Genomic DNA, 24,685 nt, shown 5'->3' with positions numbered 1-24,685 from the left:
TAGCCGCTGCCGCAGGCTGCGCTGAGGTCCGTCAGGACCTCCCTGCGATACCGGGAGCGCGACCGCTTCGCGCTCGAGCGCAGCCTGCGGCAGCGGCTACATGGATTGTGCCTGTCGATAGATTTGTATCGGGTACCGTCGGTACCCTGAATAAATCTTCACGAATAAAGGCTAATAAAGCCGGGCGCGCTGCCGATAAGTTGAAGGCACAATGCCACCTACTGGTTTTCCGGGACCTTACCCTTGTCACGCCTACCTGCTGTGCGTTTCAGCCATTTCCTGCCGTCGTTGCTGTTGTTGCTCGCGGGGCTGGCGGCTGCCTACGTGAAAGACCTGAGTGTCTTCTTCACCTCGCTGTTCAATGTCTTGCCAACCCTGGTCCTGCTGCTTGGCGGTGCCTACTGCGCTGTGTATCGACGCCAGCGCGAACTGTTTCTGATGGTCACCGTCTACATCGCCTATTTCCTGCTCGATACCCAGACGGACTATTACCGGGACCACGGCAAGGTGCGCGACGACGCCGCCGTGGTGTTCCACCTGTGCTGCCTGTTACTGCCGTTGATGTTCTGCCTGTTCGCGGTGTGGCAGGAACGCACGCATCTGTTCCAGGACATGGTCGCGCGTTTTGCCGTACTGCTGGCCGTTGGCAGTGTCGCCCTGGGCCTGGAGCAGAGCTTTCCCGAGCCCTTGCTTGGCTGGCTTGCTGCGATTCGCTGGCCGGCGTTGCATGGTCAATGGATGAGTCTGATCCAGTTGGCCTATCCGGTGTTTCTGGCGTCCTTCGTGTTGCTGGTGGTGCAATACCTGCGAAATCCGAGGCCTTTGCATGCCGCGCAGGTGGTCGGGCTGCTCGGGATTTTCTGGATGTTGCCCAAGACCTTCATCCTGCCGTTCACGCTGAATATCATGTGCAGCCAAGTGATGTTGATGATTGCCGCCGCGGTGTCTCACGAGGCCTATCAGATGGCCTTCCGCGACGAACTGACCGGGTTGCCGGGTCGCCGTGCGCTGAACGAGCGCATGCAGCGATTGGGGCGCAACTATGTGTTGGCGATGACCGACGTCGATCACTTCAAGAAATTCAACGATACCCACGGCCACGACGTCGGCGACCAGGTGCTGCGGCTGGTGGCCAGCAAACTGTCGAAAGTCACGGGGGGCGGGCGGGCCTACCGTTACGGTGGTGAGGAGTTTGCGTTGGTGTTCGCGGCCAAGACGCTGGAAGAATGTTTGCCGCACCTGGAAGAAGTTCGTGAGGCCATTGCGACCTACAACATCCAGTTGCGCAATAAGGAAAGCCGACCCCAGGACGACCAGAGCGGACGCCAGCGGCGTGGCGCGGCAGCGTCTTCCAGTGTGTCGGTCACCATCAGTATCGGCGCTGCCGAACGGTTGGCCGAACATCGTTCACCTGAAGAGGTGCTCAAGTCAGCCGACCAGGCGCTCTATAACGCCAAGGGTGCCGGGCGTAATTGTGTCGTGCCTTTCGGGCAGAATCGGCGGGGGGCTGTACGGATGACGGCGAACAATTAGGCTGCCGAATAGCGTGACTGTTTTTAGACAAATGGTCACGATGCGACCCTATGTCTCTCAAGTGTTCTTGGGTTAAGCTCGACTTTTGTTAATAGGTCCTGCTTGGATCTTGTCCCTTGAGAGGTTGCCATGGCTGACTACAAAGCGCCCTTGCGCGATATGCGCTTCGTCCTCAATGAAGTTTTCGAGGTTGCCAACCTCTGGGCGCAACTGCCCGGGCTGGCTGACACCGTGGATGTCGAAACCGTCGATGCCGTTCTTGAAGAAGCCGGCAAGGTCACCAGCAAAAGCATTGCTCCACTGAGCCGCAGTGCCGATGAAGAAGGCTGCCATTGGAGCGCTGCTGGCGTGACCACCCCGGCAGGATTTCCCGAGGCCTATCAGACCTACGCCGAAGGTGGCTGGGTCGGCGTCGGCGGTGATCCGGCGTACGGCGGCATGGGCATGCCGAAAGTCGTTTCGGCTCAAGTCGAAGAAATGGTCAACTCCTCCAGCCTGGCATTCGGCCTCTACCCGATGTTGACCGCTGGTGCCTGCCTGTCGATCAACGCCCATGCCAGCGAAGAATTGAAGGCCGCCTACCTGCCGAACATGTACGCCGGTATTTGGGCGGGCTCCATGTGCCTGACCGAACCCCACGCCGGTACCGACCTGGGCATCATCCGTACCCGCGCCGAACCTCAGGTCGACGGTTCCTACAAAGTCAGCGGCACCAAGATTTTCATCACCGGTGGCGAGCACGACCTGACCGAGAACATCATTCACCTGGTGCTGGCCAAGCTGCCGGATGCGCCGGCGGGCCCCAAAGGCATTTCGCTGTTCCTGGTGCCCAAGTTCCTGGTCAATGCCGACGGTAGCCTGGGCGCGCGCAACCCGGTCAACTGCGGTTCGATCGAGCACAAGATGGGCATCCAGGGCTCGTCTACCTGCGTAATGAACTTCGACGAGGCCGTCGGCTATCTCGTCGGCGAGCCGAACAAGGGCCTGGCGGCCATGTTCACCATGATGAACTACGAGCGCCTGGGTGTCGGTATCCAGGGCCTGGCCACGGGGGAGCGCTCTTACCAGAATGCCGTCGAGTACGCTCGCGACCGCCTGCAAAGCCGTTCGCCGACGGGTCCGCAAGCCAAGGACAAGGTGGCCGACCCGATCATCGTGCACCCGGACGTGCGCCGCATGCTGCTGACCATGAAAGCCAGCAACGAAGGCGGCCGGGCGTTTTCGACCTACGTGGCCATGCAGCTGGATACCGCCAAGTACAGCGAAGACCCGACCACGCGCAAACGCGCCGAAGACCTGGTGGCCCTGCTCACGCCGGTGGCCAAGGCGTTCCTCACCGACCTGGGCCTGGAGTCCACGGTGCATGGCCAGCAAGTGTTTGGCGGCCACGGCTACATTCGCGAGTGGGGCCAGGAGCAACTGGTGCGTGACGTGCGCATTACCCAGATCTACGAAGGCACCAACGGCATCCAGGCGCTGGACCTGGTCGGACGCAAGGTGGTGGGAACGGGCGGCGCGTTCTACAAGCTGTTCGCCGATGAAATCCGCCATTTCACCGCCACCGCGGGCGCGGAGCTGGGCGAGTTCGTCAAGCCGCTGAATGCCGCCCTGGACAACCTCGACGAGCTGACCGCCTGGGTATTGGACCGCTGCAAAACCAACCCGAACGAAATCGGCGCGGCGTCGGTGGAGTACCTGCAGGCCTTCGGCTATACCGCCTATGCCTACATGTGGGCATTGATGGCCAAGGCTGCCCTGGGCAAGGAGGCGCAGGACGACTTCTACGCCAGCAAAATGGGCACTGCACGCTTCTATTTCGCGCGCCTGTTGCCGCGTATCCACTCGTTGGCGGCATCGGTCAAGGCTGGCAGCGAATCGCTTTACTTGCTCAATGCCGAACAGTTCTAAGGCTTATCGCGTTGTGTAAGCATTTGCTTACACAACGCGAGGTTTTTCCGCCTCTATCGGAAAATTGGATCCACAGCTAATCTACTTCACATGGACGTAGCGCAGGAAGCGCAAAGCAAGAACACGGACACGCAGGATTGCCGCCAGGAAGGTGCGCAGATAGGGATGTCAGGGAAACAGTCTGCAAAGCCCCGCCTCGGCGGGGTTTTCTTTTGCCTGCGATTTTTCCGGGTCTCTCTTCAGCTCAATATGTCCATTGGCGACAGGCTCGTGTGACGCGGTTCGATCACGTCTTCCAGCAAGTTGCGCAGCAGCTCCACTGATGCCTGCTGGCGTTGCGCATCACGAAATACCAGGCCCACCTTGAGCGGCACCCGTGGTTCGCTCAAGGGTTTCCAGAGCAATTCCTGATCATCCTGCACCACCTGTGCCCGACCGGGCAGCACGGTTGCCAGTGCCGTGTGCGGCAGGCTGTCAAGAATCCCCGCCATATTGTTCATCTCTGCCTGTACATGCGGGCGCCTGCCGAGATTGGCCAGCTGCGTGTGCCAGATCTGCCGTACCTGGAATTCCTCGCCAAGCAACAGCATCGGCAGTTCGGCGGCCTGGCTCAGTGATACCTTCTTGAATTCGCGCAGTGGGTGGTTTGCCGGAATCACCAGTTGCAGCTCATCTTCGTACAAGAGCAAGCCATGCAGGCCGGGTTGGCGGGGTGGCAGATAGCTGATGCCAATGTCCAGCGAGCCATTGAGCAGGCGACGCTCGATTTCGAGGCCGGACAGTTCGTAGATCTGCACCACCAGGTGCGGCTGAGCCTTGCGAACACGGTCGAGCAGCTGAGGAACCAGGCTCGGATGAACGGTTTGCAGCACGCCAATGGCCAGCGTGCGCAATGCCTGGCCCTTGAAGTTCTGCAGGGCTTCGCGCGCCCGTTGCAAACCATCGAGCAGAGGCACGGCGTGGTTGTACAGCGTATGTGCGGCCAGGGTCGGCAGCAGGCGTTTGTTGCCACGCTCGAACAGGCTCACGTCGAGGCTGTGTTCGAGTTGGCGAATCTGCTGTGACAGAGCCGGCTGCGAAAGTGACAGGCGTTCGGCGGCCCGGCCGACGTGGCCCTCTTCATAGACCGCGACGAAATAACGCAGTTGGCGGAAATCCATAAGGTTTACTTATCGAAAAAGCTGGAAAATCGAAATGGCTGTATTACCTGTGAACCCCTAGTCTATCCCGTATTCACAAGGCTTACAGGGCCAGAAAGCGCGATGAGTACCCGTTGTGTTGGTGGTATTTACATAGGCAAGGCAAAAAATCTTCGCAGGACGGGCGCATGAACCTGTTCAATCTGCGCCGCAAAGTTGCCAGTTTCGAAAATCACCACGACATTCAACCGCTCCATGACGATCAAGCCCGTGAGTGCCTGATGCCAAGTGTCGAGCGCCCTCGCCAGGTTTTTGTTCGTGGCCAGGGTTCCTGGTTGTGGGACAGCGATGGCCGTGCCTATCTGGACTTTACCCAAGGGGGCGCCGCCAACAGCCTGGGCCATAGCCCCAGCGTGCTGGTCAGGGCATTGGCCGATCAGGCCCAGGCCCTGATCAACCCGGGCGCGGGGTTCCACAACCGCGGCATGCTCAGGCTGGCCGACCTGTTGTGCCAGTGCACCGACAGTGACCAGGTGTACCTGCTCAACAGCGGCACCGAAGCCTGCGAAGGCGCGATCAAGCTGGCGCGCAAATGGGGCCAGCGCCACCGCAACGGTGCCTACCGCATCATCACTGCCAGCCAGGGCTGCCACGGCCATAGCCTGGGCGCCATGTCGGCCTCGGACAGGGCTGGATGCGAAGGCCTGTTCGAACCCAAGGTGTCGGGTTTCTGCAAAGTCCCCTTCAACGACTTGCAGGCAATGCATGCCGCCGTGGATGCGCAAACCGTGGCCATCATGCTCGAACCGATCCAGGGCGATGCCGGGGTCATTCCGGCGAGCCAGGAATACCTCAAAGGCGTCGAGCGCCTGTGCCGCGAGCTGGGCATCCTGTTGATCCTCGATGAAGTGCAAACGGGCGTCGGTCGTTGTGGCGCATTGCTGGCTGAAGAAACCTACGGCGTGCGCGCCGACATTGTCACGCTCGGCAAGGGCCTGGGCGGCGGCGTGCCACTGGCGGCCCTGCTGGCCCGCGGCACGGCCTGTTGCGCCGAGCCCGGCGAGCTGGACGGCAGCCATCATGGCAATGCCTTGATGAGTACGGCCGGGCTGGCGGTCTTGCAGGCGGTGCTCGAACCTGGCTTTTTTGAGCGAGTGCTCGATTGCGGACGGCATTTTCGCGATGGCCTGAGCCACCTGGCATCGCGCTACGGCCAGGGCGAAGTTCGCGGCCAGGGGCTGCTCTGGGGCTTGAGGCTGGTCGACGATTCGGCAGCAGCCATGGTCAAGGCCGCCTTGCAGGAAGGGCTACTGCTCAATGCACCACAACCCGATTGCCTGCGCTTCTCGCCCGCACTGACGGTCAGCAAGGGCAATATCGATGAGATGTTGCTGCGCCTGGCCAGGGCTTTCGCCCGGGTGCGTACGGCGCAATTGTCACGTTGAATACACCGATTTTTCCGAACCGTCTCGCGTAACTGCGCACGCCCCAGGCCTGATTATTTCGGACTGGGGCATTTTTTTGCATGATTACTCATTCTTTCTCGTTCCCACGCTCTGCGTGGGAATGCACCCTGCAACATATCGCAAAGCTCTCGTGCAGAACGACGCAGAGCGTCTGGCACGGCATTCCCACGCAGAGCGTGGGAACGAGAGGCAGTTGTCTTGCGCAGAGCTACTCGCCTTCGAGCACCTGCTGGTAGAACTGCCACTCATGCTCGAGTGCATGAGCCAGATTCTCGGCCTTGCGAAAACCATGACGCTCCTCCGGATAGAAATACCCCTGCGCGGCAATACCATTGGCTTGCAATGCAGCCAGCATCGAGCGGGTCTGCTCGGGCACGACCACCGCATCCAGCTCGCCCTGAAAGAAAATCACCGGCACCTGGATATTGGCTGCATGCAAAAGCGGCGTGCGGGCGCGGTAGCGTTCGGCGTCGCGTTCGGGATCACCGATCAGCCAATCCAGATAGTCGCTTTCGAACTTGTGTGTAGAACGGGTCAGGGCGAGCGGGTCGCTGACACCGTAAAGGCTGGCGCCTGCGCGGAAGACGTGGGCGAAGGCCAGCGCGCAGAGCGTTGTATAGCCGCCAGCGCTGCCGCCACGGATAAAGGCCTGTTGCGGGTCGATCAGGCCACGCTCTGCGAGGTAAGTGACCACCGCGCAGGCGTCCTCGACGTCGACCACGCCCCAGCGCAGGTGCAGCGCTTGCCGGTAGGCCCGGCCATAGCTGCTGCTGCCACGGTAATTGAGATCGGCAACGGCGAAGCCGCGTTGGGTCCAGTACTGGATACGCGGGTCGAGAACAGGGTAGCAGGCGGATGTCGGCCCGCCGTGGACGAACACCAGCAGTGGCGGTTTTTCCTGGCCGTTCATGGCCGGGTAGAAGAAGCCATGGGCATGACCATCGCCACTAGGATAATGCAGCGATTGCGGTCGGCTGATGCGCTCGGCGGGCAAGGGCAGCTTGCCGCCTGCCAGCACCTGTACCTGATGGTCCTTTCGGTTGATGGCAATCACCGCCGCCGTGCTGGTCGCCGATGCGGCAATGGCATAGAGATGATGGTCGTCCACATCCAGGCCGCGGAAGCGGCTGTAATCGCCGCTGAAATCTTCCAGGGTGCCATCGCCGTGCCTGAGGGCCAGGCGGCTGAATCCATCCTCGAACCAGGTTGCAAGGTACGCCTGCGCGGGCAATGGCAGCCAGGTGCAGGCGCCCAATTGCCAGGGCGCCGCGGCATGGTCGGCAGCGGCTGCCGGCAAGGTAGCCCAGCCCTCTGGCGTTTCACCCCAGGGTTGCCAGAAGTCGTTGCGGTCTGACAGGCAGTACAGCACGCCCTGTTCGTCGAAGCGTGGCTGTTGCAGAGACTCCTCGCTCGACCCTCCGCCGGCGATGCAGCGCGGCACTCCCCAGTGGCCGCCAGCCATGCGCTCGGCGCACATCAGGCGAGTGATCGTCCAGGGCTGATGCGGCCGGCTCCACTCGATCCAGGCCAGCCGCGCGCCATCCGCGCTCAACGTCGGTGCGGCATAGAAGTCGGCACCTTCGGCGAGTATCCGGCGTTGGCCGTCGGCCAGGTGCAGGGTAACCAGGCGATGTTCGACCAGTTGTGGCCCGTGGGTTTCTTCCACGGCCAGCACCAGGCCGTCGGCATGGCGCAAGTCACCGTAGCGCCGCGTGCCCCGGGTCAGGGCTCGGGGCAGGCTGCCATCGAGCGCCTGGGTGTACACCTGCTGATCGGCCTCATTGACGAACACCAATCCGGTGTCGCTCAGGCAAAACGATCCGCCGCCGTATTCGTAGACCCGGCTGCGGGCGCTGAAACCATCCGGAGTGAGGCAACGGGTTTTGCCGTCGCTCCACTGCCACAGCCGGCAAGCGCCATCCTCGGGGCGAAACTCGTTCCAGAACACCCCGCCGTGACCTGCACGCAGCTCGGCGAAATCGGTACCGGCGGCAACCGCCTGGGCAGCACTGAATCGTTCAGCTTTTGGCGATGAGGCGTGAGTTCCGTTCATTTCGAAAGGCCAGTTGTTCAATGGTTTGGGTCGCATGCTCGGCTTTATCACGTGCCTTGAGGATGACGCCGTGCTGCGGTGACTTGCTGCATACCGGGTCGGCATTACTGGCGTCACCGGTCAGCATGAAGGCCTGGCAGCGGCAGCCGCCGAAGTCCTTTTCCTTCTCGTCGCAGGAACGGCAAGGTTCGCGCATCCACTCGTATCCACGATAGCGGTTGAAACCGAACGAGTCGTACCAGATGTGTTGCATGCTGTGATCGCGCACATTGGGAAACTGCACCGGTAACTGCCGGGCGCCGTGGCAGGGCAGGGCGGTGCCGTCCGGCGTGACGGTCAGGAAGATGCTGCCCCAGCCATTCATGCAGGCTTTGGGGCGCTCTTCGTAGTAGTCCGGGGTGACGAAAATCAGTTTGCAGGGATTGCCTTCCGCTTCCAATTTGGCGCGGTATTCATTGGTGATGCGTTCGGCGCGCACCAGCTGTTCGCGAGTGGGCAGCAGGCCGACCCGGTTCAGCTGAGCCCAGCCATAGAACTGGCAGGTGGCAAGTTCGACGAAGTCGGCCTGGAGGGCAATGCAGAGTTCGATGATGCGGTCGATCTTGTCGATGTTGTGGCGGTGGGTGACGAAATTCAGCACCATCGGGTAGCCGTGCGCCTTGACCGCCCGGGCCATCTCCAGCTTTTGCGCGAAGGCTTTTTTCGAGCCGGCCAGCAGGTTGTTGACCTGCTCGTCGCTGGCCTGGAAGCTGATCTGGATATGGTCCAGGCCGGCCTGCTTGAAGTCACTGATCTTTTGCTCGGTCAGGCCGATGCCCGAGGTGATCAGGTTGGTGTAGAAACCCAGCTGGCGGGCTTCCTTGATCAGTTCGGCGAGGTCCTGGCGCACCAGCGGTTCGCCGCCGGAAAAGCCCAGCTGCGCCGCGCCCATTTCGCGCGCTTCGCGAAACACCTTGAGCCACTGCTCCGTGCTCAGCTCCTGGCCCTGCTGGGCAAAGTCCAGCGGATTGGAGCAATACGGGCACTGCAACGGGCAGCGGTAGGTCAGCTCGGCAAGCAGCCACAGCGGCAGGCCGACCTCAGGCTTGGGCGGCAGCTGCATCGGCACTTCAGGCAAGTTCGATCCAGTGCTGCGCACGGGCGACCTCCATGAACTGCTCGATGTCGTCACCGAGCTCGGGTACGCCGGGGTATTGCCGATCCAGCACGGCAATGATCGCCGCGACGTTGCGTGAACCATCGATCAGACCACCGATGGCACTGGCACTCTCATTGAGTTTGATCATGCCTTCGGGGTACAGCAGCACATGGCCTTTTTGCGCGGGCTCGAACTGGAAACGGTAGCCCGGGCGCCAGCGTGGCGTCAGTTGTCGATCGAAACTCATAGGGCGATCCCCTTATGCCAGACCCGCTGATCGGTGACGCTGTGATAGGGCGGGCGGTGCAGCTCATACGCCATGCTCATGGCATCGAGCATGCTCCAAAGAATGTCCAGTTTGAACTGGAGAATTTCCAGCATGCGCTGCTGGCCTTCCAGCGTTGTGTAGTGTTGCAGGGTGATTGCCAGGCCGTGTTCGACATCACGTCGTGCCTGACCCAGGCGCGTGCGGAAGTATTCGTAGCCGGCCGGGTCGATCCACGGATAGTGCTGCGGCCAGCTGTCCAGGCGCGACTGGTGGATCTGCGGGGCGAAGAGCTCGGTCAGCGAACTGCTGGCAGCTTCCTGCCAGCTGGCGCGACGGGCGAAGTTGACGTAAGCATCCACGGCAAAACGTACGCCGGGCAGCACCAGCTCCTGGGCGCGTAATTGCTCGGGGTCCAGGCCGACCGCCTGGCCAAGACGCAGCCAGGCTTCGATACCGCCGTCCTCGCCGGGTGCGCCATCGTGATCGAGCAGGCGCTGGATCCACTCGCGGCGGATTTCCCGGTCCGGACAGTTGGCCAGAATCGCGGCATCCTTGAGCGGTATGTTCACCTGGTAATAAAAGCGGTTGGCGACCCAGCCCTGGATCTGTTCGCGGGTGGCGCGGCCTTCATACATCGCCACGTGGTAGGGGTGGTGGATGTGGTAGTACGCGCCCTTGGCGCGCAAGGCCCGTTCGAATTCGGCGGGGGAAAGCGGTTTGGCGTCGCTCATGTCGGCTCCTACAACGCGATACTCATGCCGTCGAAGGCCACTTCGACGCCACGGCGATCCAGTTCGGCGCGCTCTTTCGAGTCTTCGTCGAGGATTGGGTTGGTGTTGTTGATGTGGATAAGGATCTTGCGCGGTCGTTCCAGCCCGTCGAGCACTTCGAGCATGCCGCCGGGGCCGTTTTGAGACAGATGGCCCATTTCGCGGCCGGTACGGGTACCGACACCACGGCGCTGCATCTCGTCGTCGTCCCACAAGGTGCCGTCGACCAACAGGCAATCGGCTTCGGCCATTTTTTCCAGCAAGTCCGGATCCACTATGCCGAGGCCCGGGGCATAGAACAGTTTGCCGCCAGTGTTCAGGTCTTCGACGATCAGCCCTAGGTTGTCACCCGGGTGCGGGTCGAAGCGGTGCGGCGAGTAGGGCGGTGCCGCACTGCGCAACGGGAAGGGACTGAAGCGCAGGTTCGGGCAGGCGGGAATCACGAAGCTACCTTCGAGCTCGATGCGGTTCCAGTTCAACCCGCCGTTCCAGTGGCTGAGCATGGTGAACAGCGGGAAGCCTGTACTGAGGTCCTGATGAACCATATCCGTGCACCAGACCTGGTGCGGGCAGCCTTCGCGCAGGCTCAGCAGTCCGGTGGTGTGGTCGATCTGGCTGTCGAGCAGGATGATCGCGTCGATGCCGGTGTCGCGCAGGGTCCGTGCCGGTTGCATCGGGGCGAAGCTCTGCAGTTGGGCGCGGATGTCGGGCGAGGCATTGCACAGGATCCAGTGCACACCGTCATCGGACAGGGCGATCGAGGACTGGGTCCGCGCCTTGGCGCGCAGGCTGCCGTCGCGAAAGCCCTTGCAGTTGACGCAGTTGCAGTTCCACTGCGGAAAGCCACCGCCGGCGGCGGACCCTAGAATCTGGATGTACATGGCAACTCCATCGAGCGGCGCCTGAAAATAAAAACGCCCCGGCTGACCGAGGCGCTGTTCGATGCCAAAAAAATCAGCGGCTTGCGAAGTACATGGTCACTTCAAAGCCGATGCGCAGATCGGTGTAGGCTGGCTTGGTCCACATAGGCGGTCTCCTTCAGGGTTGTTCTGGGGTGGTAACTACAACATTAGTCCACTACTAAAGGCGGACGTTCCAATGAATAGGTAGCTATGTTACTAAGTTTACGACATTTGATATGCCGGAATCTGCAAGAAAGCTCATTGCAGGCTCGGTAACGATCAGATTGTCGTTTGCCAGCCAGTGTCGGGACGGGGCCCGTTTGCCAGGGCCAGCCAGCCATGCTGCGCTTGGCTCAGCTGCTCTGCGGCCTCGCGCAACATAGCGGGTTCCACCCTGAGAATAGACTGTTGTAGCGCGGGCAGGCTGGTCGACGAATCGGCCAGTTGCGACTGCCAGGCCCATTCGGCAATGTCGGCGTTGGCCATGGCGGATTCGTCGAACTGCGCTGCCAGGGCCAGGCGTTGGGCATGCAGGCCGGCGGGGTCAAGTTCGGCCAGGCGCACCGGCAATGCGTCGAGGAAGGCGCGCACGTGCTCGAGAATATCCCGGGAAGTGGTCTGGGGCGACTGCACGCCAAACAGCACGCCACTCACGCCCTGCAGTTGGCGGAACGCACTGAAGACGGCATAGCCCAGTTGCAGCTCGACGCGCAGACGCTGATAGAACGGGCCTTGGCATAGATGGGTCAGTAGACGCCACGTGGCCTGCGCAGTCAGGTCATGGCCTGGGGCGGGGCAGAACAGCAGCAAGGCGTGCTCGTTGCCAGTGAGCGGCACCTGGCTCCAGATGCGCCTGGCGGACAGTACGTGAGGTTCAAAGGTGCCGGGCTGGCCGGGCAGGCTTTGCAACGCCGCCTGCAATTGGACGCGGTTATCGGCGTTAAAGCCGGTGGCCAGGCCCTGCCAGCGAGCGTTGGTCCAGAGGTACTGCAAGTCCTCGATGGCTGTGATCGGGTCAGGGTATTCCTCCCTCTGTTTGTAAGCACCGAGGCAATGCTCCGGTAACAGCTTGAGCAGTTGCCGGATCGGCATCAAGGGCTGCTCGGCCTTTGGCTGGGCATAGTCACGCCAATGCTCTTGAATGGGCAGGGTGAGCGCCTTGAGGGCCTGCTCGACTATCGCAGCGATCGGTTCCCGGGCGCCGAAACACTTGAGTTGCCAGTAGTGCGCGCAGGCGCTGAAGCTCACATCGACGCCCGCCTGGCGTGCGCTTTCCATCAGACTTTGCAGCGCTTGTTCGAGCACTCGCCACAGACTGTCGCGCAACGGCGACTCGAGCTGCCATTGCAGATAGAGCGCACCGGTATCGCGTACGGATGGAAGCGCGGGGCTGTACGTCAGGGCGACAGACACTTGGGCATTTACTGGTGCGACAGGTGTGGGTCGGAGAAAAGGATTGGGGGGCGGTAGTTGCCATGGGGCAGTGACGCTGGTGTGTTGCGCAGGCTGCAGGCTGTCCAGCAACTGGTCCAGAGCTGCGCTGGGGAAGCTTGCTTGGCCGGCGTAGTGTTCGCAGTCATGGCGGGCCAGTTCCAATGCACTGCCGACGCTCGCTCGCCGTTGTTGCAGCAGGGCGTATTCAGCCAGCAGGCCTTGCCAATCGGCCGCCCGGAAGAACCTCAGCCAGTCGAAGAACATATCACTGACCTTTTCGCGCGCTTCGAGGCCCGCGGCGCTGAGCTTGAATTCCGCGTGCAGCAGCGCTTGACCGGCGAACTGGTAGAGCGGCCTGAAGGTGAATGTCTCCAGCCAGCCACGGGTGCGCAGTTCGGCCAGCAGGCCGCCGGGTTGCGCATCGCTGAGCCAGGTGCCGAGAAATTCGATCGCCTCCCGTGCGTGGCCCGGCAATGATTCAACAGGCAGCAGCCAGTGAAGTTGGCGGCCCTGTTGCAGACAGTAAGGCTCAGGTCCTTTTTCGCGCAATGGCGGTGGTACGCTCTGGGCGACGTGCGTGCCTTTGGTCAGTTGCCGCCCAAAGGCCTGGGCCAGGCGTTGCAGTTCGGCAATGGATTGCGGCCCGGCGATACTCAGCGTCATCTGCCCGGCCTGGTAGAAGCCGGTGTAAAAGTCGCGCAGTGCCTGTTGGAAGTTCGCGCTCGGCACCGCCAGGGTGTATCGGTTGCCGGCATGAAAACCGCGCAAGGGGTGTACTGGCGACAAGTATTGATACAGCGCGAATTGTCGTTGCGCCGTGGCATCGCGTGCCCAGGCGAGAAACTCGGCATGCAGCACCTCGCGTTCACGACGCTGATCGTCCAGTGCCAGACGTGGCCTGGTCAGCATGTCGCTCAGGCGCTCCAGGCCACCGGCAAAGGCGGCTACAGGCACCTCGAAAAAGTACCAGGTAGTGCGTTCGCGGGTGCTGGCATTGAGCTGCCCGCCATGACGCTGCACAAAGCGCATCAAGCCGTCTTCAGCCGGAAAACGCTCGGTACCGAGAAAAAACAGGTGTTCGAGGAAGTGCGCCAGCCCGGGACAGGCCGGGGCGGCATCATGGCTGCCTGCCGCAACCTGCAAGGTGGCCGCGCAGCGTTTGAGGTGCGCGGCGCTGCGCAGGCTGACGCGCAGCCCGTTGCTCAGGGTGCAGAATTCGACGGGGGGAGACGCAGGCATGACGGCTTCAAGCCCATTTTCAGGGGATCAAGCCGTCATGCTAGCGGATAACGCAGGTTAGAGCCTCAGGCTTTGGTCAAGTCGCCGTACAGCTCGGGGCGCCGGTCGGGCAGGTAGAAGTTGTCGGCGCGCACGTTTTCAAGCAAGGCGCGATCCAGGGTTGCGGCAATGCGTTCTTCGTCGTGCTCGGCCATGCCAAGCATGTGCCCGTCAGGCCCGACGATGCTGCTCTGCCCGCAATAGTGGATGCCACACTCGTCGGCGCAGTAGTTGGCGTACAACACATAGCACTGGTTCTCGTAGGCGCGGGCGCGCACGGTGACCTGGGCGACAAAGTCATACGGCACCATGTTGGCGGTCGGCACCAGGATCAGTTCGGCGCCGGCCAGGGCCAGGCGCCGCGCATTTTCCGGGAACTCCAGGTCATAGCAGATCAGCATGCCCAGTTTCCAGCCGTTCAACTCCACCACGGGGTAATCACCCGGCCCGGGCGCGAACATGGCCCGGTCCATACCGCCGAACAGATGCGTCTTGCGGTAATTGCAGCGGCTCTTGCCTTGACCGTCGATCAACTGCACGGCGTTGTAGATCTGCCCATCTTCGCTGCGCTCGGGATAGCCATAGACGATGGCTATCCCGCAGCTTTGCGCAATCTCGACCACTTCCATGGCCGAGGGGCCGTCGACGGCCTCGGCCAGCTGAATGACGGCATCGGTCCCGATGTTATATCCGGTCAGGAACATCTCCGGGCATACCAGCAACTGGACGCCATCCGCCGCCGCCTCATGCGCCTGGGAGCGCAGCCGGTCGAGGTTGCCGCGCACATCCAGCGGTTGAGAGGCACATTGAAACAGGGCAATGCGCATTGCGATTCTCCTGTCAGTCCGCCAGGGCAATGGGGCCGATTTCGTCGAACACATCGCCAGGGCCTGGGTTTTCGGCATGAGAGTGGCCGCCGAAGTGATTCATGATACCCCACACAGCGTTGAGCGACGTTTGTACCGCGCCTTCGACCCAGGCCGGCGTCCACGACACGTCGTCGCCGGCGATGAAGATGCCGCGCTGTTCGGCCGGCATGTCCTTTTGCATGAAGTGCGCGTACATGCGCTGGTTGTAGCGGTAGTGGCCTGGCAGCGCGCCCTTGAAGGCGCCGAGGAAGTGCGGGTCGGCCTCCCAGGACACAGTGATCGGGTCGCCGATGATGCGGCTGGCGATATCCACATTCGGGTAGATCTTCTTCAGGGCATCGAGGGCCAGCTTGACGCGCTTCTCGACCGGGTGTGGCAGCATTTTCAGCGCATCGCTCATCCACGAATAGGACAGGCAGATAACGCCCGGCTTGTCGTCGCCGTTGTCGAACAAGTAGGTGCCGCGGGTCAGACGGTCGGTCAGGGTCATGCTCATCAGGTCACGACCGGTTTCCGGATCCTTGTCCTTCCAGAACGGACGATCGACCATGACGAAGGTCTTCGACGACTGCATGTAGCGGGTACGGTCCAGGGCCATCCACATTTTCTGCGAGAACAGCGACTCTTCGCACTCGATCTGCGTGGTCAGCAGCCAGCTCTGGCAGGTGGTCAGTACGGCGGCGTAGTGGCGGGTGTCGCCCCAGTTGTCGGTGACTGCGAAGCGGCCATCGTCGGCACGGGCAATGCGCTTGACGCCGGCACGTGGCGCGCCGTTGTGCAAGGAGGACAGGCTGGTGCCTTCGGGCCAGTGTACGCAGCGCTCCGGTACGTGGCGCCAGATGCCCAGTGGAACCTGCTCAACGCCGCCAACCACCAGGTGCTGGTGGTCGTCGCAGTTGGTCATCACCACCCGGAAGATTTCCAGCATCGAGTTGGGGAAGTCCGAGTCCCAGCCGCCGGTGCCGAAACCGACCTGGCCAAACACCTCGCGGTGGTGGAAGGACAGCTTGGCGAAGGCCTTGGAGGTGGCGACGAAGTCGTAGAAGGTGCGGTCATCCCACAGCGGTACCAGGGTGTTCCACAGCTCCTTGAGGCGCGGCACGTCACGGTCGCGGATGGCCTGCTGGATATCCTTGAACTGGGCGCCATCTTCCAGAGCGTCGGCCCAGGCATCGGCGACTTCCTGGAACAGCTTGGGCAGGTCGGCCAGTTTTTGCGCGTAGTAGGTCTGGCCTTCCAGGTCGATGACGGTGCTGCCGGAGGCAACGGTCAGCGGGTTGGGGAACGGCTTGGTTTCCAGGCCCAGTTTGTCGACGTAGTGATAGAAGGCCGTGGACGACACCGGAAAGCGCATCCCGCCCAGCTCGGCGATGATGCCTTCGGCGCCGTTGAATGCTTGCGAACGCAGGCGTCCGCCCATTTTCGAAGCCTCATAGACCACGGGCTTGAGGCCCAGCTTCATCAGCTCGTAAGCCGCCACCAATCCTGCAATACCGGCGCCGACAATCGCCACTTCGGCACCGTGATTCTGCGAAGGAATCACGCCCAGCCCGGCCGGGTGTTCGATCCAGTCGTCGAAAGCGAAGGGAAAGTCCGGGCCGAAAATGGTGATGGGTTTTTTACCGTCTACGGGGTGGCGATTCTTCTTGTTCATGGCTGACCTTGCTGGGCTGAGGCGCGGGGCGCTTAGCCTGAGTATAGGAAATGTGTGGTGGCCATTTTAGGGAGGCGTGCGCACGTAAATAAGACGCAGAGTGTCGTCATATCGATGTTTTTTTGTGCATTGTGACGATGTTTGTTGTCAGAGTGATGTATTGATTGGTCTGGCCTCATCGCTGGCAAGCCCACAGAGGTTATGCGCCGATTTTGACACCTCACCCACTGTGGGAGCGGGCTTGCCGGAACGCCGGACCGCCGCGATCGAGCGCACAGCGCTCGCCTACGGTGTTGCGCCAAACACACCATGCCGGTACCCTTCAAATGTCGCTGCCAATTCAGCGACCGGTTTTGACAGACCGAATCAAATCAAGGCGCACAAGCGTCCGTATCCGATCAGCAGGCGCTTTTTTTGTGCCTGCCGTTTCGTTTTATGGCAGCTGTGCGTGGGGCACACTCGTGTGCGCCGGGTTCCTTGATTCCCGGTCTGTCAACCCGCGTACAGTTGCCACCATTCCTGTTTGACAGCGGGAGGTGGTAGCTCCACCAATCAAGGAGCTTCACCATGATTAAGATTACCCCCGATCCACCCCAAGATCGCACCATCACCCATACCGTCGAAAAACTCTTCGGCCCTCTCGACTGCAACAACCGCCCACTCTTCACCGTCCGCCAAGGCATCGCCATCGAAGATGCGCTCGTCAATGTGGTCATGTTGCTCAATTGCGCGGAAGCCACCGGCTGGGATGCTGCCGAACACCTCGAATTCAACGACAAGGCCCTGGCGTTTGCGATGATTCAAAGCGTGGGTTCAGCGCGGGCGCTGGTCGAGGCGTTGCTTGAGAGTGTGGAAGTCTGACGAGACCGACTGTGTTCCCGCGTCAAGCGCGGGAGCACGTCATCAAGCCAGTGCAGCCAGGTGTCCCACGGTTTCAGGAAATTTTTGTACGAGACGAATCAAGGTCATGGCTTGAGCGTTGGGTTTGGCTCGGCCTTGTTCCCAGTTCTCCAGAGTGCGGGCATTGGTGCGCAGATACATGGCAAACACCGGGCGAGACATGTTCAGCTGCTGACGGATATCGACCAGCTCATCGGCTGTCACTTCGGAAAGTGGATCGAGTTGCACTTTGTGCGTGCGCAAAGTGATTTTGCCTTCGCGCTCGTCAGCCAAGGCTTCAAAGCCTTCGACCAACTCAGAAAAAATGTCACGTTTCATTGTGTGTCCTCGCTGCGAATTCGCTTTCGAGCAGCCTTTTGAGTATTTTTCTCTGGTCTTCGCTGAGGTCGTTCTGATCGCCCTTGCTGTACAGGGTGAATAGCCAAAATTGAGCGCCACCCAGCCACCAGTAGTAAATGATCCGGATCCCTCCGCGCTTGCCCTTCTGACGATTTTCATCGCCAAAGCGTACTTTGCGAAGCCCCCCAGTCCCCTGTATCACGTCACCCGCTTCTGGATTTTGCATCAACACCGATTGAAGGGAGCGAAAGGCATCGTCATCCAGGTATTCGCTGCGGTATCGCTGAAACGGGGGCAGTTCGACAAATAGCGCTTTCATCTTTTTGTACGTTATCTGCGTATAGTTTGGGGTGATGCTGTTCAACCGTCAAGGCGGTTTCCATCACCGAGCTTACATACAGGCACACCCATGCTTCATGGCGCTTTGGTTTCGAGGGATGTCGAATAGGAAGGTGTTGGCAATCATTCCCGCGTAGAGCGCGGGAATGGGAGGGTCTCTAAACCGGCTGACCGCGATCGATCTTGCTGCTGAGGATGATTGAGGTGGTGGTTTTTTCTACCCCATCGACGCTACCGATCTGATCCAGCAACTGATCCAGCTGCTCAGGCGAATCAGTACGCAGCCACGCCACATAATCAAACTCACCACTCACAGCACACAGCTGCTGCACCTGCGCCATGGCGCTCAACCGGCGCAGCACTTCCTTGCCCGAGCGTGGCTGCACAGTGATGCCTACGTAAGCCTGCAAGCCGCCGTCAACGACCCGCTGGCCCAGCCGAACGCCATAGCCGGTAATGACCTTGGCCTTCTCCAGGCGAGCCAGGCGCGAGGTGACGGTGGTGCGGGCAATACCCAGTTGCCGGGCGAGCATGGCTACACTCTCACGGGCGTTGATTTGCAGGGCGGCGATGAGCTGGCGATCGATTTCGTCGAGGACGGCGAGGCGGGTATCGGGCATTGAAGGTTACTCGTGAGAAGGGAGCGGCTGCGCAGGTGCGGGCCAGTTGATCTGATAGCGGGTACTACGCCCGCCACCCGGCAAGCGCTGTAGGCAGTCTTTTTCCAGCAGGTCCGCCAAATGGCGGGTGGCGGTGGCCTTGCTGACTTTGGCCACGGCTTGATACTGGGCTGCGCTGATTCCATCGGCGAAGCCATTGTCACCACCGTCGAGCAAGCGGTTCAGGACTTTCAATTGTTCCGTCGACAGTTCCTGTCCACGATGCAGTTGCCAGAAGCGCGCCTTGTTCAAGACTCGGTCGATACGGGCCAGCGCCATTCCCAGGCTCGACAGCAAGGTTTGCAGGAACCATTGCAGCCAATCAGTAACGTCCAGTGAGGCTTTCTGGCTGCGTTCAAGAATCCGGTAGTAACCTGCCCGGTCTTCCAGGATGCTGGCGCTCATTGCGTAGAAACGAATGGCTTGATGCTCTCCTTGTGCCAATGCCAAGTCAGTGAGGGCGCGTGTAAGGCGCCCATTGCCGTCCTCGAAAGGGTGCAGCGTGACGAACCAGAAGTGCGCAATCCCTGCCCGCAGCAGTGGATCAAGGCCGGCATTGCTTCGGCTGTCATTGAACCACTGGATGAAGGCGTGCATTTGCTGCTCAAGCCCCTCCCGAGGTGGGGCCTCGAAATGCACGGTAGGCCGATCGAGCCTTCCGGAGACTACCTGCATAGGTTCATCGCCACGCAAGGCGGCAACACGGATGCGTGGAGCCAGCGGGTTGTCATCTTCGGGAAAAAGCAAACCATGCCAATGCAGCAAGCGCTCCAGGCTGAGAGGTTTTGTATGTTGCTGAGTTGCATCAAGCATCAGTTCAGCCAGGCCTTCACTGCGTGGGCTGACTTTCTGATCGGCAGCTATGCCCAGGCGTCGCGCGAGCGAGGAGCGCACCGAGCCGACATTCAGCCGTTCGCCTTCAATGGCTGAAGAGGTGACGATATTCTGCAGCAGGGCATCGAGTTCACTCTGGGCGCTGGAGTCATTGTCCACGGCGCCGGCCATCCCTTGCAGCCGCCCTTGCGCTTGCGCGCAGGCGCGCAGCAGCGGGGCGAGCGCTTGTGCCTGCCAGGTGAAATGAGGCCAATCCGGTTGCTGCCAGATCCAGTAGGGAAGTTGGTTCATAGGGCTCCAGCGCAGGATGAGCCGAATAGGTGAGTTAATCGGCTCACCAGATGAGCCGATTAACGCACCTATTCGGCTCAGTGTCCAGAGCGGCGGGAAGGTCCTGAAACGCAAAAAGCCGCGCAAATGCGCGGCTTTTTGAAGGTGGTGGGCCCAGCAGGACTCGAACCTGCGACCAAGGGATTATGAGTCGCCGACTGATGCACCGAGGTACGTAAAGTCTAGGTTAGGTAGGGGAAGGGTACAATAGTGTTAACTAGCTGATTGTATGTAGGTTTGGCTAGTTTTCGCTAGGTGGGCGAAGCTGAGCACTGTACTGCTGCTGTACCTTTTTAACAGCTACCCAATACTGCCTCTTCGCCACCAATGTACAACCAGACAAGAAAACTTCAGCCCGTTATCATGCGCCTCTCTTAGCGCTGATCGTTACAGCCACCCACCCGCGCGGCTCTCTTCGGCCGTGCTTGATTCCTGGCCAGCTGCGCCTGCCTATGTGGAAGAACTCACAAGGAATATCTTATGAATGAACAGCGACCGGCTTGGCTGTTGACCTGGAATCCACGTCATTTCAGCGATGGAGGCGACGGCGACGAATGCAATCAACTAAATTTGATGCCTGGCTCCGTTAGGGCTTGGAGCTGTAGCTCCCATCAACCTCAAGAGGGTGAAACGGTCTATCTGGTTCGTCTGGGGTTGCCACCGCGCGGCATTATTGCCAAAGGCACTGTTGCTCGGGTTTCCTATGAGGGGACGGACTGGAAGGATACGAGCAAGCTCCGTCGCTACATCGACTTCCGAGTGGACGAATATCGCCCCGACTGCGCCTCGGGGCTGTTACCGATGGTGCTGCTGGAAAAGGCTCTGCCTCTTCAACGCTGGAGTCCGCAAGCCTCTGGGATCTCCATCGGCAGCGAGATGCTCGCCATCCTCGACGGGTTGTGGCAGCGAGGAAGTAGCAAGCACAGTCTGTGGCAATACGTGGATTGGAGTTCGCAGGACGAACAAGAACGCTGTCCGGAGTGGTTGGGCGAATACCAGGATGTCATCGAGTTGGGGCGACAACTCCGAGATGGCGCGGCGGTACTGGATGAGCCGGCATTGATCCATCTGTGGCGCGACAAAGCCAACGGTGTTGCCAGTGTAGGGCTGGGCTTTCTGTCGCATCAGTCTTTTGCCGACAACCAGCCCCTGCTCAGGAAGTTGACCGAAAAGATTCTTGTCACGCCGGATGCTGCGACGCTTGTGGCCATCCTGGCGAAGTGGCGCGAGGCGGTGAACGACAACCTGTTCGACAGCATGCGTCCTGCTGCCATCAAACGGGTATTCGCTGCCTTCGCTCCGGAGACTTTCACCACCCTGCTGAACGATGATGATTGCCGGGCGTTGCTTGCTGGGCTGAAGGAGCACTTCCAACTGCCAGTCGAGTGTGGCGACGACTGGGCCGAGCGCAACCGTGGCATCAAGTCCTGCATGGCGGCAGCCGGGCTGGAAGCCAGGCAATTGCTGGAAAACAACATTGCCATGTGGCAGCTACTGGTCGCGCTCAAGGGGAAACCGCTCGTGATCGATGCTCAGAACGAACAAGGAGAGGCATGCATGGAGTCGCATAAGATGTCGCAAGCGCCGGTCGCACCGTTGAACCAAATCTTTTTCGGCCCGCCAGGTACCGGAAAAACCTTTGCGACTATCGATGCAGCACTCGCCATCCTCGATCCAGAAAACCTCCAGGCCAATGCGAGCAACCGCAACCGGTTGAAACAACGCTTTGATGAATTGGTGACATCGGGGCAGATTGTTTTCTGCACCTTTCACCAGAGCTTCAGTTACGAGGATTTCGTGCAAGGTATTCGCGCGGAAACGGTTGCGGGTCAGTTGCAGTACAGCGTGCACGACGGGGTGTTCAAGCAACTGTGTGATCGGGCCCGGTCGGGTATTGCAGAGAGTAACGACGTCTTCGATCAGGCACTGGCTCGGTTCAAGCAGGCAGTGGCAGATGCCGAGGATGAGGGTGGCCTGCTGCTGCAGACGATTAAAGGCAAGACCTTCCGAGTCGAGTGCTCCGGTGGCAGCAGCTTGCTGGCTTTCCCTACCAGCGCAGTGGATCAGAAGCATGACTACTTCGTACTCCTTAAGGATGTCAGGCGACTGTATGAGGGTATTGACAAGAAAAGCATCACTAACAACCCGTCCTATGTTTGGGGTGTGCTGGAGTACCTGCAAAAGGAGTGCGGCTTGCCACCCTACGAAGCGAAGGGCGTCGAGAAGCAGCCTGCCGAGAACTTCGTACTGATCATCGATGAAATCAACCGTGGCAATGTCTCGCGGATTTTCGGCGAGCTGATCACCCTGATCGAGCCCTCTAAACGCGAAGGAGCCGATGAGGCTCTGGCGGTTACCCTGCCTTACGACAATGAGGGGGAGTGCTTCAGCGTCCCGTCCAATCTATACCTGATTGGCACCATGAACACCGCTGACCGCTCCTTGGCCTCGCTGGATATCGCCTTGCGCCGGCGCTTCACCTTCCGGGAGATGCCGCCGCAGCCGGAGTTGCTGGATGGGGTGGACGTGGCGGGTGTGGATATCGGTCAACTGCTGCGTATGTTGAACCAGCGCATCGAAGTGCTGTTGGATCGCGATCATTGCCTAGGCCACGCCTATTTCATGCCGCTGGTGAAGGACCCCCGCCTGCAACGGCTGGAGTTGATCTTCCGCAATCAGGTACTGCCACTTCTGCAGGAATACTTCTTCGAGGATTGGCAGCGTATCCAGTGGGTGCTGAACGATCATCGCAAGGCGCCGGTCGATCGCTTCGTGTTCCAGCATCAGCGCAATGTGCAAGCTCTGTTCGGAGACGGGGTAGATGTTTCGACGCATAACCTACCGTGGAGCATCAATGATGCTGCCTTCCAGCGGGTCTCTGCCTATGCCGGCATCATTGCTGTGCAGGTGAAGGAAGCGGCTCCATCTATCGAGCTGGAGCCGGAGGAAGCGTGATCACCAAGATCACCGTTCGCGAATTTGCCCGCCTGACTACCGATCCGGTCGAGCCGTCGCTGGACTGCGCCCAGGTGTCTCCCAGCGCCTTCGACTGGCTATGCGAGCAAAGCGCCTCGCTCAGCAAGACCGGCGCGGTACTTTTGCAGCAGGACGGGCACCTGGCGTTAAAATTGGACAGCTATGTAGGCGTGGTAGAGACGCCCTGTGGCACGCGCCTGGAAATCCTGCCCAAGCACACCGAACGTACGGATTGCCGTAAGGAAAGCCGGGCGCTTCTGCAGCGGATGATCCAGACGGCGCTGGATTTGCCGGTACGCCAGGTCGGGGCGGCGGGTCTGCAGTTGTTCGATGCGCCGCTGTCAGAGTGGGTTATGCGCCAGTTCCTCCAGGCGCTGGACCATCTGGTCAAGCGAGGAATGCGCTTCGATTACCAGCGCATCGAGGAGGAGCAGCGCTTCCTGCGTGGCCAGCTCAATGTGTTGGCGCAGATGCGCCAGCCGCCGGGGCGCCAGCATCACTTCCAGATCCGCCATGATGTATTCCTGCCGGACCGCCCTGAAAACCGTTTGCTGTGCTTGGCCCTGGAGCTGATCTGCAAGAGCACCGAGGAGCCCGGCAACTGGCGGCTGGCACACGAGCTGCGCAGCCTGCTGCTGGAGGTGCCGGTGAGCCGCAATGTGCCGCAGGACTTCAAACAGTGGCGCAGCGACCGGTTAATGGCCCACTACCAGCCGATCCGGCCCTGGTGCGAGCTGATCCTCGGCGAGCAGTCGCCGCTTTCGGTGAGTGGCGACTGGCGCGGCATCAGCCTGCTGTTTCCGATGGAAAAGCTCTTCGAGCGATATGTCGAGGTGCTGCTCCGGCAGCAGCTGCCTGCGACAGGCGAGCTACTACCGCAACGCGGCAGCCACTTTCTATGTAAGCACCGGGAGGAGCGCATGTTCCAGCTCAAGCCTGACCTGCTGCTGAAACATGCCGGGCAAACTTGGGTGCTTGACGCTAAGTGGAAACTGCTGGACTCCGCAGATCGGGCCTCCAAGTACGGTCTGAGCCAAGCAGACTTCTATCAACTGTTCGCCTATGGACAGTGCTATCTGGGCGGGAAGGGCGAGATGGCTCTGATCTATCCGCGAACGGAGCGCTTTTCGGTGCCGCTAGAGCCTTTTGCCTTCTCTGATCACTTGAGGTTATGGGTGTTGCCGTTCGATCTGAAAACAGGAGAGTTGTTTGGGGGCGAGGCTATGGGATTATCGCTGGTACCTGTGCAATTGTCGCAACATGTAGTTGGCTGAGAAAAAACTAAACGTCGTGTCTGGGAGTAGTTGACCACTACAGTACGTTCGCTCGCACGACTTCGGCCTGCTCTTAACTGCGCTCTTTAGAATCGCGCTCTCCCCCCAACGGCGCGGTGATTTGGAAAGGGCCATGTTATGTTGAGGTTCAAAACGGCAACCAGGTTTAGCGTGGAAGGATGACGAGAATAATTGCGGACTTCAAAAGTGATTGGCACGAGCAGCTTTTGGAGCAGATGAGATCTGTCTGGGGGGATCAGGTTGATGGAGTCAATAGAGATGAAGTGCCATTCAGGTATTTCGACTCCCTGCGTCGTGACATCCCATCCAGGCCAAGACAACTCAAAATTTCCGATAACTTCGTCTGTGCAGCTGATTATGACGCTGGCTGGTCGAACCTGCGGAGAAAGGTCGAAGCCGGTGAGTCGCTGAAGCCCCATCAGAGCAAAGTGAACGAGCCCCATGAAAGACAGGACACCGTTTCCCCCTTACGATAAGGGATAGGCAAACGGTTATGTTTATGACTAATAGCAACGACAAGAGTGGGGAGCTTTTGGGCCAGGAGCGGCGGCGCCGCTGGAGCCCAGAGCAAAAGCTGGCCATGGTTGGGGAGGACGCTGGG

General features: G+C 60.3%; 20 protein-coding genes. 6 read left to right on the top strand and 14 right to left on the bottom strand.

What is annotated here, in order from left to right; all coding sequences use genetic code 11:
- The first annotated feature begins 243 nt into the window (after positions 1 to 243).
- Entirely contained in the window at positions 244 to 1,533 is a 1,290-nt protein-coding gene (locus tag F2S13_RS25880) for a GGDEF domain-containing protein (RefSeq protein WP_166366261.1), read from the top strand.
- 129 nt (positions 1,534 to 1,662) lie between these two features.
- A complete protein-coding gene (locus F2S13_RS25875; RefSeq protein ID WP_166366260.1) occupies positions 1,663 to 3,441 on the top strand; it encodes an acyl-CoA dehydrogenase C-terminal domain-containing protein in 1,779 nt (592 codons plus the stop codon).
- Between the two features lie 239 nt (positions 3,442 to 3,680).
- On the opposite strand, the gene F2S13_RS25870 is transcribed toward F2S13_RS25875, so the two are convergent.
- Positions 3,681 to 4,601, bottom strand: a complete 921-nt coding sequence (locus tag F2S13_RS25870; RefSeq protein ID WP_166366259.1) for a LysR family transcriptional regulator — start codon at positions 4,599 to 4,601, stop codon at positions 3,681 to 3,683.
- Positions 4,602 to 4,768: 167 nt separating this feature from the next.
- Here F2S13_RS25870 and F2S13_RS25865 point away from each other — a divergent pair, with 167 nt between their 5' ends.
- Complete coding sequence (locus F2S13_RS25865) at positions 4,769 to 6,025, top strand: aspartate aminotransferase family protein (protein WP_166366258.1); 1,257 nt, start codon at positions 4,769 to 4,771, stop codon at positions 6,023 to 6,025.
- Positions 6,026 to 6,254: 229 nt separating this feature from the next.
- Here the strand turns inward: F2S13_RS25865 and F2S13_RS25860 are convergent, their stop codons facing one another.
- From F2S13_RS25860 to F2S13_RS25820, 9 genes are all read right to left on the bottom strand, one after another.
- Positions 6,255 to 8,099, bottom strand: coding sequence for a S9 family peptidase (locus F2S13_RS25860; RefSeq protein WP_166366257.1), 1,845 nt, complete (start codon positions 8,097 to 8,099; stop codon positions 6,255 to 6,257).
- A complete protein-coding gene (gene pqqE, locus F2S13_RS25855) occupies positions 8,065 to 9,201 on the bottom strand; it encodes a pyrroloquinoline quinone biosynthesis protein PqqE (RefSeq protein ID WP_166366322.1) in 1,137 nt (378 codons plus the stop codon). Before pqqE ends, F2S13_RS25860 begins: the two co-directional genes overlap by 35 nt.
- Before the next feature lie 7 nt (positions 9,202 to 9,208).
- The gene (gene pqqD / locus F2S13_RS25850; protein ID WP_166366256.1) at positions 9,209 to 9,484 is read right to left on the bottom strand and encodes a pyrroloquinoline quinone biosynthesis peptide chaperone PqqD; all 276 of its coding nucleotides are present in this window, start codon (positions 9,482 to 9,484) and stop codon (positions 9,209 to 9,211) included.
- Complete coding sequence (gene pqqC / locus F2S13_RS25845) at positions 9,481 to 10,236, bottom strand: pyrroloquinoline-quinone synthase PqqC (protein ID WP_166366255.1); 756 nt, start codon at positions 10,234 to 10,236, stop codon at positions 9,481 to 9,483. The genes pqqD and pqqC overlap by 4 nt, the downstream gene beginning before the upstream one ends.
- Before the next feature lie 8 nt (positions 10,237 to 10,244).
- Positions 10,245 to 11,156: a pyrroloquinoline quinone biosynthesis protein PqqB gene (pqqB, locus tag F2S13_RS25840; protein ID WP_166366254.1), complete on the bottom strand. Its 912-nt coding sequence runs from the start codon at positions 11,154 to 11,156 to the stop codon at positions 10,245 to 10,247.
- A 73-nt stretch (positions 11,157 to 11,229) separates the two neighbouring features.
- Entirely contained in the window at positions 11,230 to 11,301 is a 72-nt protein-coding gene (gene pqqA / locus F2S13_RS25835; protein WP_008365141.1) for a pyrroloquinoline quinone precursor peptide PqqA, read from the bottom strand.
- Between the two features lie 155 nt (positions 11,302 to 11,456).
- On the bottom strand, positions 11,457 to 13,850 hold the full coding sequence (gene pqqF / locus F2S13_RS25830; protein ID WP_166366253.1) for a pyrroloquinoline quinone biosynthesis protein PqqF: 2,394 nt from the start codon (positions 13,848 to 13,850) through the stop codon (positions 11,457 to 11,459).
- A 65-nt stretch (positions 13,851 to 13,915) separates the two neighbouring features.
- Positions 13,916 to 14,716 carry a carbon-nitrogen hydrolase family protein gene (locus F2S13_RS25825; RefSeq protein ID WP_166366252.1) on the bottom strand — a complete coding sequence of 267 codons (801 nt, stop codon included), beginning with the start codon at positions 14,714 to 14,716 and terminating at the stop codon, positions 13,916 to 13,918.
- A gap of 13 nt (positions 14,717 to 14,729) precedes the next feature.
- A complete protein-coding gene (locus tag F2S13_RS25820) occupies positions 14,730 to 16,412 on the bottom strand; it encodes a flavin monoamine oxidase family protein (protein WP_166366251.1) in 1,683 nt (560 codons plus the stop codon).
- A gap of 567 nt (positions 16,413 to 16,979) precedes the next feature.
- Between F2S13_RS25820 and F2S13_RS25815 the strand changes: the two genes are divergently transcribed.
- Positions 16,980 to 17,273, top strand: a complete 294-nt coding sequence (locus tag F2S13_RS25815; RefSeq protein WP_166366250.1) for a DUF6124 family protein — start codon at positions 16,980 to 16,982, stop codon at positions 17,271 to 17,273.
- Between the two features lie 42 nt (positions 17,274 to 17,315).
- Here the strand turns inward: F2S13_RS25815 and F2S13_RS25810 are convergent, their stop codons facing one another.
- From F2S13_RS25810 to F2S13_RS25795, 4 genes are all read right to left on the bottom strand, one after another.
- On the bottom strand, positions 17,316 to 17,630 hold the full coding sequence (locus F2S13_RS25810; protein ID WP_166366249.1) for a helix-turn-helix domain-containing protein: 315 nt from the start codon (positions 17,628 to 17,630) through the stop codon (positions 17,316 to 17,318).
- Positions 17,620 to 17,970 carry a toxin gene (locus tag F2S13_RS25805; RefSeq protein WP_166366248.1) on the bottom strand — a complete coding sequence of 117 codons (351 nt, stop codon included), beginning with the start codon at positions 17,968 to 17,970 and terminating at the stop codon, positions 17,620 to 17,622. The genes F2S13_RS25810 and F2S13_RS25805 overlap by 11 nt, the downstream gene beginning before the upstream one ends.
- A 178-nt stretch (positions 17,971 to 18,148) precedes the next feature.
- The gene (locus F2S13_RS25800; protein WP_166366247.1) at positions 18,149 to 18,610 is read right to left on the bottom strand and encodes an Lrp/AsnC family transcriptional regulator; all 462 of its coding nucleotides are present in this window, start codon (positions 18,608 to 18,610) and stop codon (positions 18,149 to 18,151) included.
- Positions 18,611 to 18,616: 6 nt separating this feature from the next.
- Positions 18,617 to 19,774: a Fic family protein gene (locus F2S13_RS25795; RefSeq protein ID WP_166366245.1), complete on the bottom strand. Its 1,158-nt coding sequence runs from the start codon at positions 19,772 to 19,774 to the stop codon at positions 18,617 to 18,619.
- Between the two features lie 519 nt (positions 19,775 to 20,293).
- On the opposite strand from F2S13_RS25795, the gene F2S13_RS29280 reads away from it, so the two are divergent.
- Both F2S13_RS29280 and F2S13_RS25785 read left to right on the top strand, forming a co-directional pair.
- Positions 20,294 to 22,768 carry an McrB family protein gene (locus F2S13_RS29280; protein WP_218584098.1) on the top strand — a complete coding sequence of 825 codons (2,475 nt, stop codon included), beginning with the start codon at positions 20,294 to 20,296 and terminating at the stop codon, positions 22,766 to 22,768.
- Positions 22,765 to 24,063, top strand: a complete 1,299-nt coding sequence (locus F2S13_RS25785) for a 5-methylcytosine restriction system specificity protein McrC (RefSeq protein ID WP_166366243.1) — start codon at positions 22,765 to 22,767, stop codon at positions 24,061 to 24,063. The genes F2S13_RS29280 and F2S13_RS25785 overlap by 4 nt, the downstream gene beginning before the upstream one ends.
- Positions 24,064 to 24,685: the final 622 nt, after the last annotated feature.

The organism is Pseudomonas akapageensis, assembly GCF_011355085.1.
Lineage (GTDB): Bacteria > Pseudomonadota > Gammaproteobacteria > Pseudomonadales > Pseudomonadaceae > Aquipseudomonas > Aquipseudomonas akapageensis.
This window is presented reverse-complemented; position numbering and strand designations above follow the sequence as displayed.

Coding starts and splice junctions, on each gene's coding strand:
- F2S13_RS25815 (WP_166366250.1), top strand. CDS start 16,980: ATGATTAAGATTACCCCCGATCCACCCCAAGATCGCACCATCACCCAT.
- F2S13_RS25860 (WP_166366257.1), bottom strand. CDS start 8,099: ATGAACGGAACTCACGCCTCATCGCCAAAAGCTGAACGATTCAGTGCT.
- pqqD (WP_166366256.1), bottom strand. CDS start 9,484: ATGAGTTTCGATCGACAACTGACGCCACGCTGGCGCCCGGGCTACCGT.
- F2S13_RS25820 (WP_166366251.1), bottom strand. CDS start 16,412: ATGAACAAGAAGAATCGCCACCCCGTAGACGGTAAAAAACCCATCACC.
- F2S13_RS25795 (WP_166366245.1), bottom strand. CDS start 19,774: ATGAACCAACTTCCCTACTGGATCTGGCAGCAACCGGATTGGCCTCAT.
- F2S13_RS25810 (WP_166366249.1), bottom strand. CDS start 17,630: ATGAAACGTGACATTTTTTCTGAGTTGGTCGAAGGCTTTGAAGCCTTG.
- F2S13_RS25805 (WP_166366248.1), bottom strand. CDS start 17,970: ATGAAAGCGCTATTTGTCGAACTGCCCCCGTTTCAGCGATACCGCAGC.
- F2S13_RS25825 (WP_166366252.1), bottom strand. CDS start 14,716: ATGCGCATTGCCCTGTTTCAATGTGCCTCTCAACCGCTGGATGTGCGC.
- pqqB (WP_166366254.1), bottom strand. CDS start 11,156: ATGTACATCCAGATTCTAGGGTCCGCCGCCGGCGGTGGCTTTCCGCAG.
- pqqF (WP_166366253.1), bottom strand. CDS start 13,850: ATGCCTGCGTCTCCCCCCGTCGAATTCTGCACCCTGAGCAACGGGCTG.
- F2S13_RS29280 (WP_218584098.1), top strand. CDS start 20,294: ATGAATGAACAGCGACCGGCTTGGCTGTTGACCTGGAATCCACGTCAT.
- pqqC (WP_166366255.1), bottom strand. CDS start 10,236: ATGAGCGACGCCAAACCGCTTTCCCCCGCCGAATTCGAACGGGCCTTG.
- F2S13_RS25865 (WP_166366258.1), top strand. CDS start 4,769: ATGAACCTGTTCAATCTGCGCCGCAAAGTTGCCAGTTTCGAAAATCAC.
- F2S13_RS25870 (WP_166366259.1), bottom strand. CDS start 4,601: ATGGATTTCCGCCAACTGCGTTATTTCGTCGCGGTCTATGAAGAGGGC.
- F2S13_RS25800 (WP_166366247.1), bottom strand. CDS start 18,610: ATGCCCGATACCCGCCTCGCCGTCCTCGACGAAATCGATCGCCAGCTC.
- pqqE (WP_166366322.1), bottom strand. CDS start 9,201: ATGCAGCTGCCGCCCAAGCCTGAGGTCGGCCTGCCGCTGTGGCTGCTT.
- F2S13_RS25875 (WP_166366260.1), top strand. CDS start 1,663: ATGGCTGACTACAAAGCGCCCTTGCGCGATATGCGCTTCGTCCTCAAT.